The organism is Microbacterium zouquanmingi (assembly GCF_052266675.1).
Lineage (GTDB): Bacteria > Actinomycetota > Actinomycetes > Actinomycetales > Microbacteriaceae > Microbacterium.
This window is the reverse complement of sequence record NZ_JBQPRA010000002.1, coordinates 677,441-690,191: the sequence shown is the minus strand read 5'-3', so window position 1 is coordinate 690,191 and position 12,751 is coordinate 677,441. Positions and strand designations below refer to the sequence as shown.

Annotated in this window: 16 protein-coding genes; 7 read left to right on the top strand and 9 right to left on the bottom strand. The window is 65.6% G+C overall.

Annotation, left to right across the window (positions count from 1 at the left end; all coding sequences use genetic code 11):
• Positions 1-11: 11 nt before the first annotated feature.
• From ACTU6V_RS07255 to ACTU6V_RS07230, 6 genes are all read right to left on the bottom strand, one after another.
• A complete protein-coding gene (locus ACTU6V_RS07255; RefSeq protein ID WP_443467242.1) occupies positions 12-533 on the bottom strand; it encodes an FtsB family cell division protein in 522 nt (173 codons plus the stop codon).
• Positions 534-597: 64 nt separating this feature from the next.
• Positions 598-1,878 carry a phosphopyruvate hydratase gene (eno, locus tag ACTU6V_RS07250; protein WP_443467243.1) on the bottom strand — a complete coding sequence of 427 codons (1,281 nt, stop codon included), beginning with the start codon at positions 1,876-1,878 and terminating at the stop codon, positions 598-600.
• Between the two features lie 89 nt (positions 1,879-1,967).
• Positions 1,968-2,636 (bottom strand): O-methyltransferase, encoded by a 669-nt coding sequence (locus ACTU6V_RS07245; protein ID WP_443467244.1) that lies wholly within the window; start codon positions 2,634-2,636, stop codon positions 1,968-1,970.
• Positions 2,637-2,667: 31 nt separating this feature from the next.
• Entirely contained in the window at positions 2,668-3,630 is a 963-nt protein-coding gene (locus ACTU6V_RS07240; RefSeq protein ID WP_443475315.1) for a CPBP family intramembrane glutamic endopeptidase, read from the bottom strand.
• Complete coding sequence (locus ACTU6V_RS07235) at positions 3,627-4,649, bottom strand: DUF1648 domain-containing protein (RefSeq protein ID WP_443475314.1); 1,023 nt, start codon at positions 4,647-4,649, stop codon at positions 3,627-3,629. The genes ACTU6V_RS07240 and ACTU6V_RS07235 overlap by 4 nt, the downstream gene beginning before the upstream one ends.
• A complete protein-coding gene (locus ACTU6V_RS07230) occupies positions 4,639-4,995 on the bottom strand; it encodes a GntR family transcriptional regulator (protein ID WP_443467247.1) in 357 nt (118 codons plus the stop codon). The genes ACTU6V_RS07235 and ACTU6V_RS07230 overlap by 11 nt, the downstream gene beginning before the upstream one ends.
• Positions 4,996-5,100: 105 nt before the next feature.
• Between ACTU6V_RS07230 and ACTU6V_RS07225 the strand changes: the two genes are divergently transcribed.
• The 7 genes from ACTU6V_RS07225 (at position 5,101) to ACTU6V_RS07195 (ending at position 9,487) form a co-directional block, all read left to right on the top strand.
• Positions 5,101-5,574: a DUF4442 domain-containing protein gene (locus tag ACTU6V_RS07225; protein ID WP_443467248.1), complete on the top strand. Its 474-nt coding sequence runs from the start codon at positions 5,101-5,103 to the stop codon at positions 5,572-5,574.
• Positions 5,575-5,603: 29 nt separating this feature from the next.
• Positions 5,604-6,854, top strand: a complete 1,251-nt coding sequence (locus ACTU6V_RS07220; protein WP_443467249.1) for an APC family permease — start codon at positions 5,604-5,606, stop codon at positions 6,852-6,854.
• 85 nt (positions 6,855-6,939) lie between these two features.
• Positions 6,940-7,320: a hypothetical protein gene (locus tag ACTU6V_RS07215; protein WP_443467250.1), complete on the top strand. Its 381-nt coding sequence runs from the start codon at positions 6,940-6,942 to the stop codon at positions 7,318-7,320.
• Between the two features lie 79 nt (positions 7,321-7,399).
• Positions 7,400-8,278 carry a hypothetical protein gene (locus ACTU6V_RS07210; RefSeq protein ID WP_443467251.1) on the top strand — a complete coding sequence of 293 codons (879 nt, stop codon included), beginning with the start codon at positions 7,400-7,402 and terminating at the stop codon, positions 8,276-8,278.
• Between the two features lie 296 nt (positions 8,279-8,574).
• A complete protein-coding gene (locus ACTU6V_RS07205) occupies positions 8,575-8,901 on the top strand; it encodes a hypothetical protein (protein ID WP_443467252.1) in 327 nt (108 codons plus the stop codon).
• A 174-nt stretch (positions 8,902-9,075) separates the two neighbouring features.
• Entirely contained in the window at positions 9,076-9,213 is a 138-nt protein-coding gene (locus tag ACTU6V_RS07200; RefSeq protein ID WP_443467253.1) for a hypothetical protein, read from the top strand.
• Positions 9,191-9,487, top strand: coding sequence for a hypothetical protein (locus ACTU6V_RS07195; protein ID WP_443467254.1), 297 nt, complete (start codon positions 9,191-9,193; stop codon positions 9,485-9,487). The genes ACTU6V_RS07200 and ACTU6V_RS07195 overlap by 23 nt, the downstream gene beginning before the upstream one ends.
• Before the next feature lie 28 nt (positions 9,488-9,515).
• On the opposite strand, the gene ACTU6V_RS07190 is transcribed toward ACTU6V_RS07195, so the two are convergent.
• The 3 genes from ACTU6V_RS07190 to nhaA are packed head-to-tail and all read right to left on the bottom strand — an operon-like array spanning position 9,516 to position 12,689.
• Positions 9,516-10,799 (bottom strand): histidine--tRNA ligase, encoded by a 1,284-nt coding sequence (locus ACTU6V_RS07190; RefSeq protein ID WP_443467892.1) that lies wholly within the window; start codon positions 10,797-10,799, stop codon positions 9,516-9,518.
• 44 nt (positions 10,800-10,843) lie between these two features.
• Complete coding sequence (locus ACTU6V_RS07185; RefSeq protein WP_443467255.1) at positions 10,844-11,506, bottom strand: nucleoside triphosphate pyrophosphohydrolase; 663 nt, start codon at positions 11,504-11,506, stop codon at positions 10,844-10,846.
• A 16-nt stretch (positions 11,507-11,522) separates the two neighbouring features.
• Positions 11,523-12,689 carry a Na+/H+ antiporter NhaA gene (gene nhaA, locus ACTU6V_RS07180; RefSeq protein ID WP_443475313.1) on the bottom strand — a complete coding sequence of 389 codons (1,167 nt, stop codon included), beginning with the start codon at positions 12,687-12,689 and terminating at the stop codon, positions 11,523-11,525.
• Positions 12,690-12,751: the final 62 nt, after the last annotated feature.

The following is a 12,751-nucleotide window of genomic DNA, read 5'->3' as shown; positions in this document are numbered from 1 at the left end:
ATCTCCCGAAATCACTCCGCAGGGCCGGGGGCTGCGTTCTGCGCCAGACCTGCTCCGACGACGGTCCGCAGCAGTTGCGGCATCCAGTCGGCCGGCGTCTCCACGAGATCACCGCTGACCGGGGCTTGCTCCTTTGGCAGAGAGGCGGGGTCGAGGTCGTTGTCGACGAGGTAGACGACCTCGCCGGGCTTGACGTAGTACAGACGCTCGCGCGCCTGCGTGGTGATGAACGCGGGGTCTTCCCAGCGCGTCTGCTGCTGTTCGAGCGCCTTGATCTCTGCGGCACTCACCTGCACCGAAGCCTCCAGCGCCGCGATCTTCTGACGTTGATCGATGTAGGTGCCGAGCGTGGGCACGAGCACCCACGCGCCGAGGATGACCAGCGAGAGCATGATGACCATGAATCCCGAAAGACGGATGCCGGAGGCCCACTCCCGCACGTCGACCTGGGCGTTCTGCACGCGCGGACGAGCCTGCGCACGAGGGGTGGCCTGTGCCGAGGGAGCAGAAAGGGGAGCCGGACGTTTCGTCATGACTCCCCTCTCTGTCGTCTCTCAGCTGTGTGCTGTGCTGCGTTCAGTCGATCGCTTTACGCGCTCAGGCCTGGAAACGCGGGAACGCCGAGCGGCCGGCGAAGACCGCGGCGTCTGCGAGGTCTTCTTCGATGCGCAGCAGCTGGTTGTACTTCGCAACACGCTCGCTGCGCGCCGGTGCACCCGTCTTGATCTGGCCGGCGTTCGTCGCAACGGCGAGGTCGGCGATCGTGGTGTCTTCGGTCTCACCCGAGCGGTGCGAGAGCATCGCGGTGTATCCGGAGCGCTGAGCGAGGCTGACAGCGTCGAACGTCTCGGTGAGGGTGCCGATCTGGTTGACCTTCACCAGGAGCGAGTTGGCGACACCGCGCTTGATGCCGTCTGCCAGGCGCTGCGGGTTCGTGACGAACAGGTCGTCACCGACGAGCTGCACCTTCGAGCCGAGTGCGTCGGTGAGTGACTTCCAGGCATCCCAGTCGTCCTCGGCGAGCGCGTCCTCGATCGTGACGATCGGGAAGTCGTTCACGAGGCCCTCGTAGTACGAGATGAGCTCGTCAGCCGACCAGTCCTTGTTCTCGAGGCGGTAGACGCCGTCCTTGAAGAACTCGGTTGCGGCGACATCGAGGCCGAGGGCGATGTCCTTGCCCGGGGTGAAGCCGGCCTTCTCGATGGCCTTGACGAGGAAGTCCAGTCCCTCGCGGTTGCTGGGCAGGTCGGGCGCGAAGCCGCCCTCGTCGCCGAGGCCCGTGGCGTAGCCCGCAGCCTTCAGCTCGCCGCGGAGCACGTGGTAGGTCTCGACGCCCCAGCGCAGCGACTCTGAGTATGTGTCGGCGCCGATGGGTGCGAGGAAGAACTCCTGCATGTCGATGCCGTTGTCGGCGTGCTCGCCACCGTTGATGACGTTGAACAGCGGAACGGGCAGGACGTGCGCGTTGGGTCCGCCGAGGTAGCGGTACAGCGGCAGGTCTGCGCTGTCTGCGGCAGCCTTGGCGACCGCGAGGCTCACGCCGAGGATCGCGTTGGCGCCGGTGCGCTTCTTGTTCTCGGTGCCGTCGGTCTCGTTCAGGATCTCGTCGACGATGCGCTGCTCGCTCGCCTCGACACCCTCGATCGCAGGGCCGAGCTCGTCGATGATCGCTTCGACAGCCTTGAGGACGCCCTTGCCGCCGTAGCGGGACTTGTCACCGTCGCGGAGCTCGTACGCTTCGAACGCGCCAGTGGATGCGCCGGAGGGAACAGCTGCCCGCTGGACGATCCCATCATCGAGGAGCACCTCCACCTCGACGGTCGGGTTGCCACGGGAATCCAGAATCTCGCGTGCGCCTACAGCCTCGATGAGTGCCACGTATGTGCTCCTTGATCAGAGAGAAAGGTGGGTGTGGAGCGTCGTCGATCCGTGGTCAGTCTAGCTGGCGGCGCTCACCCGCCACATGTTCAGATCACGAGGGCGAGCGCGAAGCCGTCCCAGCCTTTGATTCCCACGGTCTGGAGAGCCGTCGCGTCGAAGCGCGGGTCCTCCGCCAGCATCCGCAATGCGTCACGCGTGCCGATCACCATCGGATCGGTCGTCGCGTCATTGACGATCTCGCCGTCTCGCCCGATGTTGTCGAGCACGATGACGGTGCCCTGTCTGCCGAGCCGGGCCGCCCAGTCGAGGTAGATCGTGTTCGACTGCTTATCCGCATCGATGAATACCAGGTCGAAGGGCTCTGAGCCTTCGAGCGTGGGCAGCACCTCCGCCGCGCGCCCGATGCGGATGGCGACCCGATCCCCCACCCCGGCCGCATCGATGCTCGCTCGTGCCACTGCGGCATTCGCTGGCTCGGCTTCGATCGAGACGACCTCACCGTCATCGCCGACGGCGCGCGCGAGCCAGATCGTCGAATATCCACCGAGCGTGCCGACCTCGAGCACACGGCGAGCGCCGCTGATGCGGGCGAGGAGGCCGAGCAGCTTGCCGCTGACCGGTGCCACCTCGATCGCCGGCATCCCGGCGGCTTCCTGCGCAGCGAGCGCGGCGGCGAGCGCCGCGTCGTGGCCGACCAGCAGCTCAGAGAGGAACTCGTCTGTGCGGCGCCAGTTCGCGGGAGTCGATTCGGCCATGGCTCCACCCAACCCCGCGGTGCTCGCCACGTCAAGCGCCCGTGTGCTGCGCTCCAATGCGCGGTGCGGAGAGCACGCGACCCACTGCACCGTCCAGCTCGGGCTGATGACGGAACTGCCCGGTCAGCGCCAGCACAACCGCCACGATCGCGCATACGATCCAGCCGGATACTCCGAGCAATCCCGCCAGCGCGGGATCGAACGTGGTCCCGGAAAGGTACAGCAGCCCGATCAGTCCACCGGAAGCATTCATCGCGCCGTGCGCGAATACCGCCGGCCACACCGACGCCGAACGCAGGCGCAGCCATCCGAGCAGTACGCCCCAGGCGATGCATCCGCCCGTCATGAACAGCACGCCGGTGATGTCGAGGCGGCCGAAGTTGTAGCCGAGCAGGATGACGGGCGAGTGCCACAGTCCCCACACGGCACCGCTGATCAGCAGCGCAGGCCACGTTCCCAGCGGACGCAGCGCCGGAACGAGGAAACCACGCCAGCCGATCTCTTCACCGAAGGCGAGAGCCGAGTTGATCGTGGCTCCGGCGACGGGGATCAGCATGAGCTGCGAGAGGATCACGATGATGGCCGGCGGTGCGGGCACTCCTGCAGGAAGGCTCGCCTCGATCTGCTCGGCGAACGCCGAGAAGTGCACCAGGTCGAGCTGCACCCATCCGCACAGCGCCGCAACGGCCACAGTCGCCATCGTCAGCACGATGGGAGCGAACAGGCCGAGCACCATCATCCACACGACGCGCTTCGCCGGACGCAGCGGCCAGATGCCCAGAAATCTCAGGCGCTCGCCTTTCGGCACCGGACGCAGAGCGAGCATGACGATCAGCACGGCGACCGCCGGCGTGTACATCATGATCGGGATCAGGATCCCCGTGAGCGGATTCGCGAGCCCGCCATCCATCCACAGCGGAAGGGCGACGAGCCAGGCCAGCCCGCAGGCGAGGACAATGAACGCGATGGTGGCGAACGGGCGGATGCGGGTCATGATTGCGCTCCCTTGGCAGCACTGTTGAGGACGGATGCCGCGGTGGCGGCATCGTCGATGGTGATGACGAATCGTCGACCGCTGTGCCGAGTGACCTGGAGGCCCTCCCCGGTGCGCAGCACGATGCCCATCCGGCCGTCGACGGCGATGCGCAGACCCCACCCGCCGAACTCTCCCATCGGATTGACCGATACGACCCGCACATCGCTGATGTCTGCCGCGGGGATGTTCCACCGCGGCCACCCTGCGATCGAGCGCACTCGAAGTCCCTCAGCGTTCACCCTGACGCGGAAGACGAGCGTGACGACGACCAGCAGGACCACCAACAGCGTGACCGTGGCCATGATCCATCCCGTGCCGGGATCGGCGCCGAATACCCATGCGGTCGTGATGATCAGCAGGAGGACTGCCACGATCAAGGTGATGATGCCGGGGCGCGCCATCGCGGCGGTACCGAACCAGGCTGCGCGCTCCGTCTCACCGAGCTCGATGTCTTCTCCCGCCGCCCCCGCGTCACCAGTGGGCTCAGGCGAGCGCGGCTGCAGGAACCATCCGACCGCTGCACCGACGACGAGCAGCCCGAACGCGATCCAGACCGCGCCTGCGATGTCAGGCGCCTGTGCCGCGTCGGTGATCCCGCGTTGCACCCCAGTCATGACAAGTGAGATGAACGCGAAGAGCAGGGCGAGCCCCAGGTTCATTCCGCCGAGGAATCGCGACGTGGACCCCCACGGCTGTACCTGTGACTTCGTGCTGCTCTGCGGCATGCGGTGCCCTGACACCCCGATCAGCGTCATGAACGCCACCAAACCACCACCGACACCGAGCGGAAGCACGATCGCCATCCACTTCGGCCCGTAGCCGTCGACGCCCTCAGAGCCCCAGTGAATAGCGATCGGGTCAGGCAGCTCCGGCAGCCATGTCGCGACTATGACGGTGGTGATGAGGATGATCGCCAACGGGACGATCACACCAACCCAGACAAATGCGGTGCGCGACCGCCGGACGTCATCTTTCATGAGCTGTGTCCTTCACGAGAGAGGCAAGAGTTGTAGATGAGATCCCGAGGGACGCGGCGCGGCGGACGAGATCAGCGACGTCGCCGGCGAGATCGGCGAGGGGCGCGGCAGAAGCGGAGACCACCGCGCCGCGGCCACGGCGCAGATCGATCAGGCCCTCGTCACGCAACTGCTGGTAAGCGCGGAGGACGGTGTGCAGGTTGATCTCGAGCGCATCAGCCACCTCACGCGCCGTCGGCAGCCGGTCCCCCGGGCCGATGCGTCCGGTGAGGATGTCGCCGCGCACCGAGGACGCGACCTGCTCGAACAGCGGCCGATTGCTCTCGGCATCGATTCTGATGAGCATCCTGCACCTCCTGAGTTATCGCTGTAATTCTATGACAACTAGAACAACTGTGGCAACACTCACATCAATTCTTGCTGACCTCTTTCGGTCGGCCACACTGAGGACATGAAGATCACTCCCCGCCGCCTCGCTATCGGAATGAGCCTGTGGGCCCCGAACTTCTTCAGCGGCATCCGCGTTCGGCGCTTCAGCGACGACTGGACGCGAGCGAGCGTCGAGCTGCATGTCAACGTGTTCACGCGCAACTATGTGAAGACCGCGTTCGGCGGCTCGATGTCAGCGATGACCGACCCGTACTACTTCATGCTCGTCATGCACCAGCTCGGACGTGACTACGTGGTCTGGGACACCCGTGGTGAGATCGACCTCATCAAGCCGGGACGTGGCGTGCTGACCGCGCACTTCCACGTCTCGAAGGAGCGGATCGCTGAGATCCGCGAACGCGCGCACGGCGGCGCAAAGGTGCTCGAATGGTTCGAGACCGAGATCACCGACCGCAACGGAGACGTGGTGGCGAAGGTGCGCCGGGAGGTCTACATCCGTGAGAAGAAGCGTGTGACCGTCGCTCGCGACACCTGAAGTTCACCCGCAGGTGACACGATGACAGGATGCAGCTCGCCCGTCGCCTGACCCTCACAGATGCCGTCGCCATCGGTCTTGGCTCTATGGTCGGCGCCGGGGTCTTCTCGGTGTGGGGACCAGCGCTCGACGCCGCCGGTTCCGGTCTCCTCATCGCGCTGGCCATCGCCGCTGTGGTGGCGTTCTGCAATGCCACCTCGTCTGCCCAGCTCGCCGCCGTGCACCCGGTTTCGGGCGGCACGTACTCCTACGCCCGCGCCGAGATCGGCCCGTGGTGGGGATTCATCGCCGGCTGGTGCTTCGTCATCGGCAAGATCGCCAGCTGCGCCGCGATGGCGTTGACGTTCGCGGCGTACGCCGCCCCCGAGGGCTGGCAGCTGCCGGTCGCGATCCTCGCCGTCGCCGCCCTCGTCACGGTGAACTGCTTCGGTGTCACGCGCACAGCGCTGCTCACCCGCATCCTCGTCATCGTCTCGCTGCTGGGACTCGCGGTCGTCGTGGCCGCGGGGTTCGCCGCAACGCCGACGGCAGATCCCACTCCTCTGCCCGACCTCACCGCCTACGGCGTGCTGCAGGGGGCGGGGCTGCTGTTCTTCGCCTTCGCCGGCTACGCGCGCATCGCCACGATGGGCGAAGAGGTCACAGACCCCGCCCGCAACATCCCGCGCGCGATCGTGTTCGCTCTCTCCGGAGCGATCATCGTCTACGCACTCATCGCCGTCGTCGTGATGCAGACGCTGGGGGCGGATGCCGCGACCAGCACTGCGCCACTGGCCGATGTCGTCAGCGCAGCCGGGTGGTCTGCGCTCGCACCTGTCGTACGAGTCGCTGCCGCCACAGCATCCCTCGGCGCGCTGCTCGCGCTGATGACCGGAATCGGGCGCACGACCCTCGCGATGGCGCGCGAATCCGACCTGCCGCCATGGCTCGCGGCCGTGCATCCTCGCTGGCAGGTTCCGCACCGCGCCGAGATCGCAATCGGTCTCGTCGTCATCGTCATCCTGCTGTTCGCCGATCTGCGCAACGCGATCGGCTTCTCATCGTTCGGCGTGCTGCTCTACTACCTGATCGCGAACGCCTCCGCGTTCCGCCAGAAGGCAGATGTGCGCCGTTATCCGCGCGCGCTTCAGGTCTTCGGCGCGCTCGGCTGCCTGGTGCTGGTGAACACTCTGCCCGTCGTGGCAACGCTCATCGGAACCGGAGTCGTCCTCGTGGGCGTGGCGTACCGGATGCTGCGTCTCAAGGTCGCGCGCTCTCAGACCGGTAGCTCGTCGGCGTAGACGGCGCCTGCGGATCATCGCCGCAGGCGAGAGTCCTGCCAGCTCACACGTCGTTACGATGGGAGCCCATGGAGAGTGGAGCGCCGTGCAGAACGATGATGCCATCGCAGCCCTGATCGAAGGCCTGGTCGAGCACCTGAGCGGTGCCGGAGACGACTGGGACTCGCTCGCCATGGTGATCTCTTTCGATGGCGACCGATTCACCGGCACGTACGGCTACGCGTACTCGCCGAGCGGTGAGATCCTCGCCGTGGCGTCACGTCCTTCCGCGATCCGCCCTCTCGTGAACACCTACATCGAGAGTCGCTGCGCGCCGGGCGAACGACTGCCCGTGAAGCTTCTCCTGCAGTTCGACCGAAAGAAGGGCGAGCACGCAGTAACGGTCGAGGACCTCGATGCGACACGATGGAAAGTGACCGCAGAGAACTACAGCGAGATCCGTGAGGAACTGCGTCCGCGCCTTTGACAGCGATTGCAGCAACGCCTCGACGGTGCGTCGGTATCCAGTCTGCTTTGTACGATGGAATCGATCCTGGGGGTGAACGATGGACGTAGACGAGCTCATGCACGTCGTGCGCACCGAGCACCTCGACACACCGGTCCTCTACGGCGTCGGTGATCTGTATATGGATGCCGTGGTGCTGGAGCGCGGCGGCGGGGTGTGGAGAACACATCTCACCGATGATCAGTCCGCGATCATCACGCACACAATGCGAACGTTCAACGACGAGACGGCCGCGCTCTGGGCCGTCCTGCGCAAGCTGCGTCAGATTGCAGAAGCTCGTCGTACCGGCGCGGCGCTGCCCGACCACGCGGGAAGCAGACGTTCGGTGGATTTCGCGCCGCGCTCGATGCGCACCGGGGCAACGCTTCCTGACGGCGCGGGCAGGGTGATCACCTCTCTCGAGATTCGAATCGCTGATTTGTCGACGACGAAAGTCCGCCATGATCAGTGGCTCGCGGATGGCATACCTCTCTTCGCCCGAGGCGATGCATGGATCGTGCCCCTTTCGTGGGAACCTGCGCTGATCGACGGGGATGACGCACAGTGGCCAAGCCTCCAGAAGCGAGCCACCGAAATCACGACTCACATCCGCGTCGACTGCGGGCACCGCCATGGGTCCCCGATCTGGGTCGATCTTGATCCTGAAACAGGCAAGAGCGGCTACGCAACGGAGCTGAGGCGCAACGGAGCGAGAGACGCCTGCTGGTGGCGCTTCGGCAACACCGCGATGGTCTGTGTCGTCTATGGAGAGCCGCTCCCGGCACCTAAGACGCTGACGGCCGTACAGGTGGTTCCGATCGATTGGGTAAGGGACTCCCGGGGTCGCGGGAAGTTGAAGCAGAAGATCGGGGCAGATCTCAGCTGGTCCTGGGCCGATGTGGTCGAGTTCACCCGAGTGGATACGAGGAACGACGAGTGAGTTTCGACATGGACCTGCACAGGGACGCGGCTGTCGCATTCGGTCCCGCATCTTTGCGAGCGGGCGGACTTCTGCCGTACGAAGGGCGTGCGTTCATACAACGAGATACCGGGTTGCCTCCAGCCGTATTCGACGCGGGGCACGACGGTTGGCTCTCAGCGGATACCCCGATTCTTGTCCGGGGGCCGGTCAGGATCTTGCCGCTCGCGTGGCAAGGTATCCCCTCGAGCGAATACAACGCGTACGCCGAGGCTGGGCAAATCGCCAAGTTCGCATCGAATATGCAGAGTGCAGGCATGCATTGGGCCGGGAACTGGCGCGTGCTCGAACTCGAAGAACGCCGGGATGACAGCATCGGTTCGTACAACGCCGCGCTCCGCGTAGCCGGGGCCACCCGGGCGGATTGCTGGACGTACTCCGAGACCGTTGGGATCGCGCTGGTGTGGGCAGGGTCCGAAGACGAAGGGACGATGTCGCTCGCATTGCACGTCGTGCCTGCCAGCTGGGTCTCCGAACGTCGGGCCGTAAAGCCTGTACGAGGCATCGATGTGCGCTGGTCGTGGTCTGAGGTCATCGACCTCTACACCAACCGAGTCGATGCTGAGGCGCCTGGCGGAGGCTAAGACAGCGGCTCTGCTCCAGCCTTCCAGGCTCGGTGCTGGCAGAAACCGTCGCGAACGCGGTGTAGCCGTCGGCTGCGGAACGCTGCGCGACGGGTCCAGCAATCGGCACATCAGCATCGTGCACGAGGACGACCGCCTGGCCACCGGCGTCCGCCAACCGAGCTTTGGGACGTCGTGCGTACCGAAAATCTCGATACGCCCGCCCTCGACGGCGTCGGGGATCTGCACGCGGATGCCGTCGTGCTCGAGCGCGGCGGTGGCGTCTGGAAGACCTACGTCGTCGCTGGCCATGGTTCTCGAGTTCGATGCTGAGAAGGTCAATGGCGTGTACGGGTTCGCCTACTCGGCTGACGGAAAGGATACGGGGGTGACCGCGTCGCCCTACGAGATCCGGTCCGCGGTCAAGGCCTACACGGACAGCTACTTCGAGCCAGGTAGCCCGCTTCCGATCAAGTTGCTCGTGCAACTCGAGCGAGATAAAGGCCAGTATGAGGTCACTTTCGAGGACACCGATGCGGCACGTTGGGAGATGACGCCCGCCACGTTTGACACGATACCTGAGGAACTGCGACCGAAGTTCGATTGACGGCGAAGCTCGGATGCGGGAGCAGAGGCTACGACAGCGGCTTGAGCTCGAGCGACCCTGGCTCGACACCGGCGGAAACCGTCGCGAAAGCGGTATAGCCATCGGCGGCCGAGCGCTCCAGTAGCGCCTTGAAGTTCTTCACGCGGCGCTCGAGACGTACGCGACCCTTCGACGCGCTCAGGGAGCGAAGTAACGCGGCCTTGTGCGCGACGAGTTCAGTAACCGGCACATCAGCGTCGTGTACAAGGACGACCGCCTGGCTCTCGGCATCCGCATCCAACTCGACGAGGTCGACGAGCCGTTCGAAGCCGAGTGAGAAGCCGACCGCGGGCACCTGCTGGCCGAGGAACCGACCGATCATGCCGTCGTAGCGCCCGCCACCACCCAGCGAGTACGACACCGACGGGTGCGCGAGCTCGAAGATCGTGCCGGTGTAGTAGCCCATCCCTCGTACGAGGAAGGGATCGAAGACAAGCGGAATCTCTTCGACGGTCCCCGCGGTCGAAGGGCGCCCACCAGCAACAGCCTCGCCGATACCAACGAGGTGCTGGACAATGTCATCCGGCGCGTTCTCCGGCAGCGCCTTGCGAACCTGCCGCTCGCCAAAGGCGTTGTACTCCATCGTCTGCGGACGACGCAGGAACGCGTCGAAGGCATCGACAGCGGATGCCGTGACTTCACGTTCGCGCAGCTCAGCAATGATGCCGTCGGGCCCGATCTTGTCGAGCTTGTCGATCGTGATCAGCACGCCAGGGCGCTCTTCGGCCGCGAAGCCGAAGGAATCCAGCATCCAATCGAGCACTCGACGGTCGTTGATGCGCACGGTCGCACCGGCGAGGCCGAGCGCGTCGAGGGCATCAAGGGATGCCACCAGCAGCTCGGCTTCGGCACGGGAGGTGTCATCGCCCATGATGTCGATATCGCACTGCATGAACTGGCGGTAGCGGCCCTTCTGCGGGCGCTCTGCGCGCCAGACCGGGCCGATCTGAATCGCACGGAACACGCCGGGAAGCTGCCCACGATTGCTGGCGTAGAAACGCGCGAGCGGCACCGTCAGGTCGTAGCGCAGGCCCAGGTCGCTGAGGGCAGCGGGGTCCTCAGCGCCTGCGGCGATGGCGTCAGCATCCAGCCCACGACGAAGGATGTTGTACGAGAGCTTCTCGTTGTCGCCGCCGATGCCCGCATGCAGCCGGTCGTACTCCTCGACGGCAGGCGTCTCGATCTCGTCGAATCCATGCGCGAGGTAGCGCTCGCGGATGACGGAGAGCACGCGCTCACGGCGAGCCTTATCGGCGGGGAGGATGTCGCGCATGCCGCGCGGCGGGTTCACAGTAGCCACGTCTCTATCTTTCCAGGTCAGCGAGCCTCGGCCGCGCGGACCTCGTCCTCGAGCACGCGCACGCGTTCGCGAAGCGCGCGCTCTGCATCCCATCCGTTCGCACGAGCGGTGGCTGTGAGCATCAGCAGCAGTTCGCCAAGCTCTTCTTCCGACTCCGGCGCGGCGCCGACCTCGGCTGCATCGTGCGCGGCGAGCGCCACATCGTCGCCTGCTCCCACGGATGCCGCACGGCCCAGCACCTTCTGCGCACGTGCGAGTGACGGCATCCCCGCGGGAACCCCGTCGAGCACGCTGCGTCGCTCACGTTTTTCGGCCGCCTTCGCCGCGTTCCAGTGCACGAGCACCTCGTCAGCAGTCGTCGCCACCTCATCGCCGAAGACATGCGGATGCCGGCGGACCATCTTCTCGGTCAGCGTCTCGGCCACATCATCGATGTCGAACGGATCCTCCGCATCCTGCGCGGCGATCGCCGCGTGGAACAACACCTGCCACAGCAGGTCACCGAGTTCCTCCCGCAGGTCGGCGCGCGAACCGCTCTCGACCGCGTCGATGACCTCGTGGGACTCTTCGATCAGGTAGGGCACGAGATCACGATGCGTGATCTGCTGCGACCAGACGCACCTCTCGCGCACCGCGCGCATCGTCTCGGCGGCGGTGCGCAGTGCGTCAGAGTCGGTCATCGTATCCTCCAGGTCGTCACGAGCTCGCCGCGTTCACGCGACGGTGCCACGCCGCACGGGAAGAGACGAGAATTCCCGCGAGCACCACCGATATCAGCGATCCGACGAGCACGCCGAGGATCGCCTGGTCACGCACGCCGGGATCGGCGGCGAACGCCAGGTTCGCCAGCAGCAGCGAGACGGTGAACCCGATGCCGCCGAGCGTTCCTGCCGCGACCAGGTCCATGAGTCCCAGCGCAGGGCGCTTTCCGCGGGAGCCGATTCTGATGGCGATCCACCCGAACGCCGTGATGCCGATGATCTTGCCCACCGGCAGTGCCACTGCGATGCCGAAGAACGCCGGAGACAGCTCCGCCGGTGCCACAGCCGGAATCACGACGAATGCCGCAGCGAACGCGAAGATCGGCAGGATCGCCGCGTTGACCCAGGGTTCGAGAACATGACGGGCGCGCATCGACGGTGCCTGCGCGATCGCCAGTCCCAGCATGACGCCTGCGATGGTGGCGTGGATGCCGGAGAGCAGCACGAGCGCCCACACCACAACGCCGAGGATGATCATCACGGCGACGATGGGCCATGAGCGCTTCGCGGGCAGCATCCGCGACACGGCACCGAACGCGACGACGCCCACGACAGCGAGCACGAGGAAGATCCAGTTCAGATCGTGCGCGAAGAGCACGGCGATGAAGACGATGCCGATGATGTCGTCGAGAATCGCGAGCGCGAGCAGGAACACCCGCAGTGCGGCAGGCAGCCCCTTGCCGAAGACCGCCAGTACCCCGAGCGCGAAGGCGATATCGGTGGCGGTAGGAATGGGCCACCCGGATGCTGTCGCTCCATCACCGGCGATCAGGAGGTAGATGGCGATCGGCACGAGCACGCCGCCTGCCGCAGCGATCGCGGGCTGCAGCGCCTTGCCGAAGGAGTTGAGCTCTCCTCGGGTGAGTTCGTACTGCAGCTCGATCGCGACGACGAAGAAGAAGATCGCCAGCAGTCCGTCTGAGATCCAGTGTGCGACCGAGAGGTCGATGCCTGTCCCCGGAATCGCAATATGCGCGTCGAGAATCGCCGCGATCGGTCCATGACTGGGCAGGTTCGCGAGCAGGAGGCCGAGCGCTGCGGCGAGCAGAAGGAGCACGGCGGGAAACTGCTGCGTGCGCAGAAGGTTACGGGTATCAGACATCCGCTCCATGCTACGGCTCCCGGTCACGACCCGTCACGTGGTCGGAGATCGCACAGCGACGC

What these genes read in the sequence shown, in the direction of transcription:
- ACTU6V_RS07255 (WP_443467242.1), bottom strand. Translation starts at nt 533, where the DNA reads ATGACGAAACGTCCGGCTCCCCTTTCTGCTCCCTCGGCACAGGCCACC.
- ACTU6V_RS07245 (WP_443467244.1), bottom strand. Translation starts at nt 2,636, where the DNA reads ATGGCCGAATCGACTCCCGCGAACTGGCGCCGCACAGACGAGTTCCTC.
- ACTU6V_RS07240 (WP_443475315.1), bottom strand. Translation starts at nt 3,630, where the DNA reads ATGACCCGCATCCGCCCGTTCGCCACCATCGCGTTCATTGTCCTCGCC.
- ACTU6V_RS07235 (WP_443475314.1), bottom strand. Translation starts at nt 4,649, where the DNA reads ATGAAAGATGACGTCCGGCGGTCGCGCACCGCATTTGTCTGGGTTGGT.
- ACTU6V_RS07230 (WP_443467247.1), bottom strand. Translation starts at nt 4,995, where the DNA reads ATGCTCATCAGAATCGATGCCGAGAGCAATCGGCCGCTGTTCGAGCAG.
- ACTU6V_RS07225 (WP_443467248.1), top strand. Translation starts at nt 5,101, where the DNA reads ATGAAGATCACTCCCCGCCGCCTCGCTATCGGAATGAGCCTGTGGGCC.
- ACTU6V_RS07220 (WP_443467249.1), top strand. Translation starts at nt 5,604, where the DNA reads ATGCAGCTCGCCCGTCGCCTGACCCTCACAGATGCCGTCGCCATCGGT.
- ACTU6V_RS07210 (WP_443467251.1), top strand. Translation starts at nt 7,400, where the DNA reads ATGGACGTAGACGAGCTCATGCACGTCGTGCGCACCGAGCACCTCGAC.
- ACTU6V_RS07205 (WP_443467252.1), top strand. Translation starts at nt 8,575, where the DNA reads ATGCATTGGGCCGGGAACTGGCGCGTGCTCGAACTCGAAGAACGCCGG.
- ACTU6V_RS07195 (WP_443467254.1), top strand. Translation starts at nt 9,191, where the DNA reads ATGGTTCTCGAGTTCGATGCTGAGAAGGTCAATGGCGTGTACGGGTTC.
- ACTU6V_RS07190 (WP_443467892.1), bottom strand. Translation starts at nt 10,799, where the DNA reads ATGCGCGACATCCTCCCCGCCGATAAGGCTCGCCGTGAGCGCGTGCTC.
- ACTU6V_RS07185 (WP_443467255.1), bottom strand. Translation starts at nt 11,506, where the DNA reads ATGACCGACTCTGACGCACTGCGCACCGCCGCCGAGACGATGCGCGCG.
- nhaA (WP_443475313.1), bottom strand. Translation starts at nt 12,689, where the DNA reads ATGTCTGATACCCGTAACCTTCTGCGCACGCAGCAGTTTCCCGCCGTG.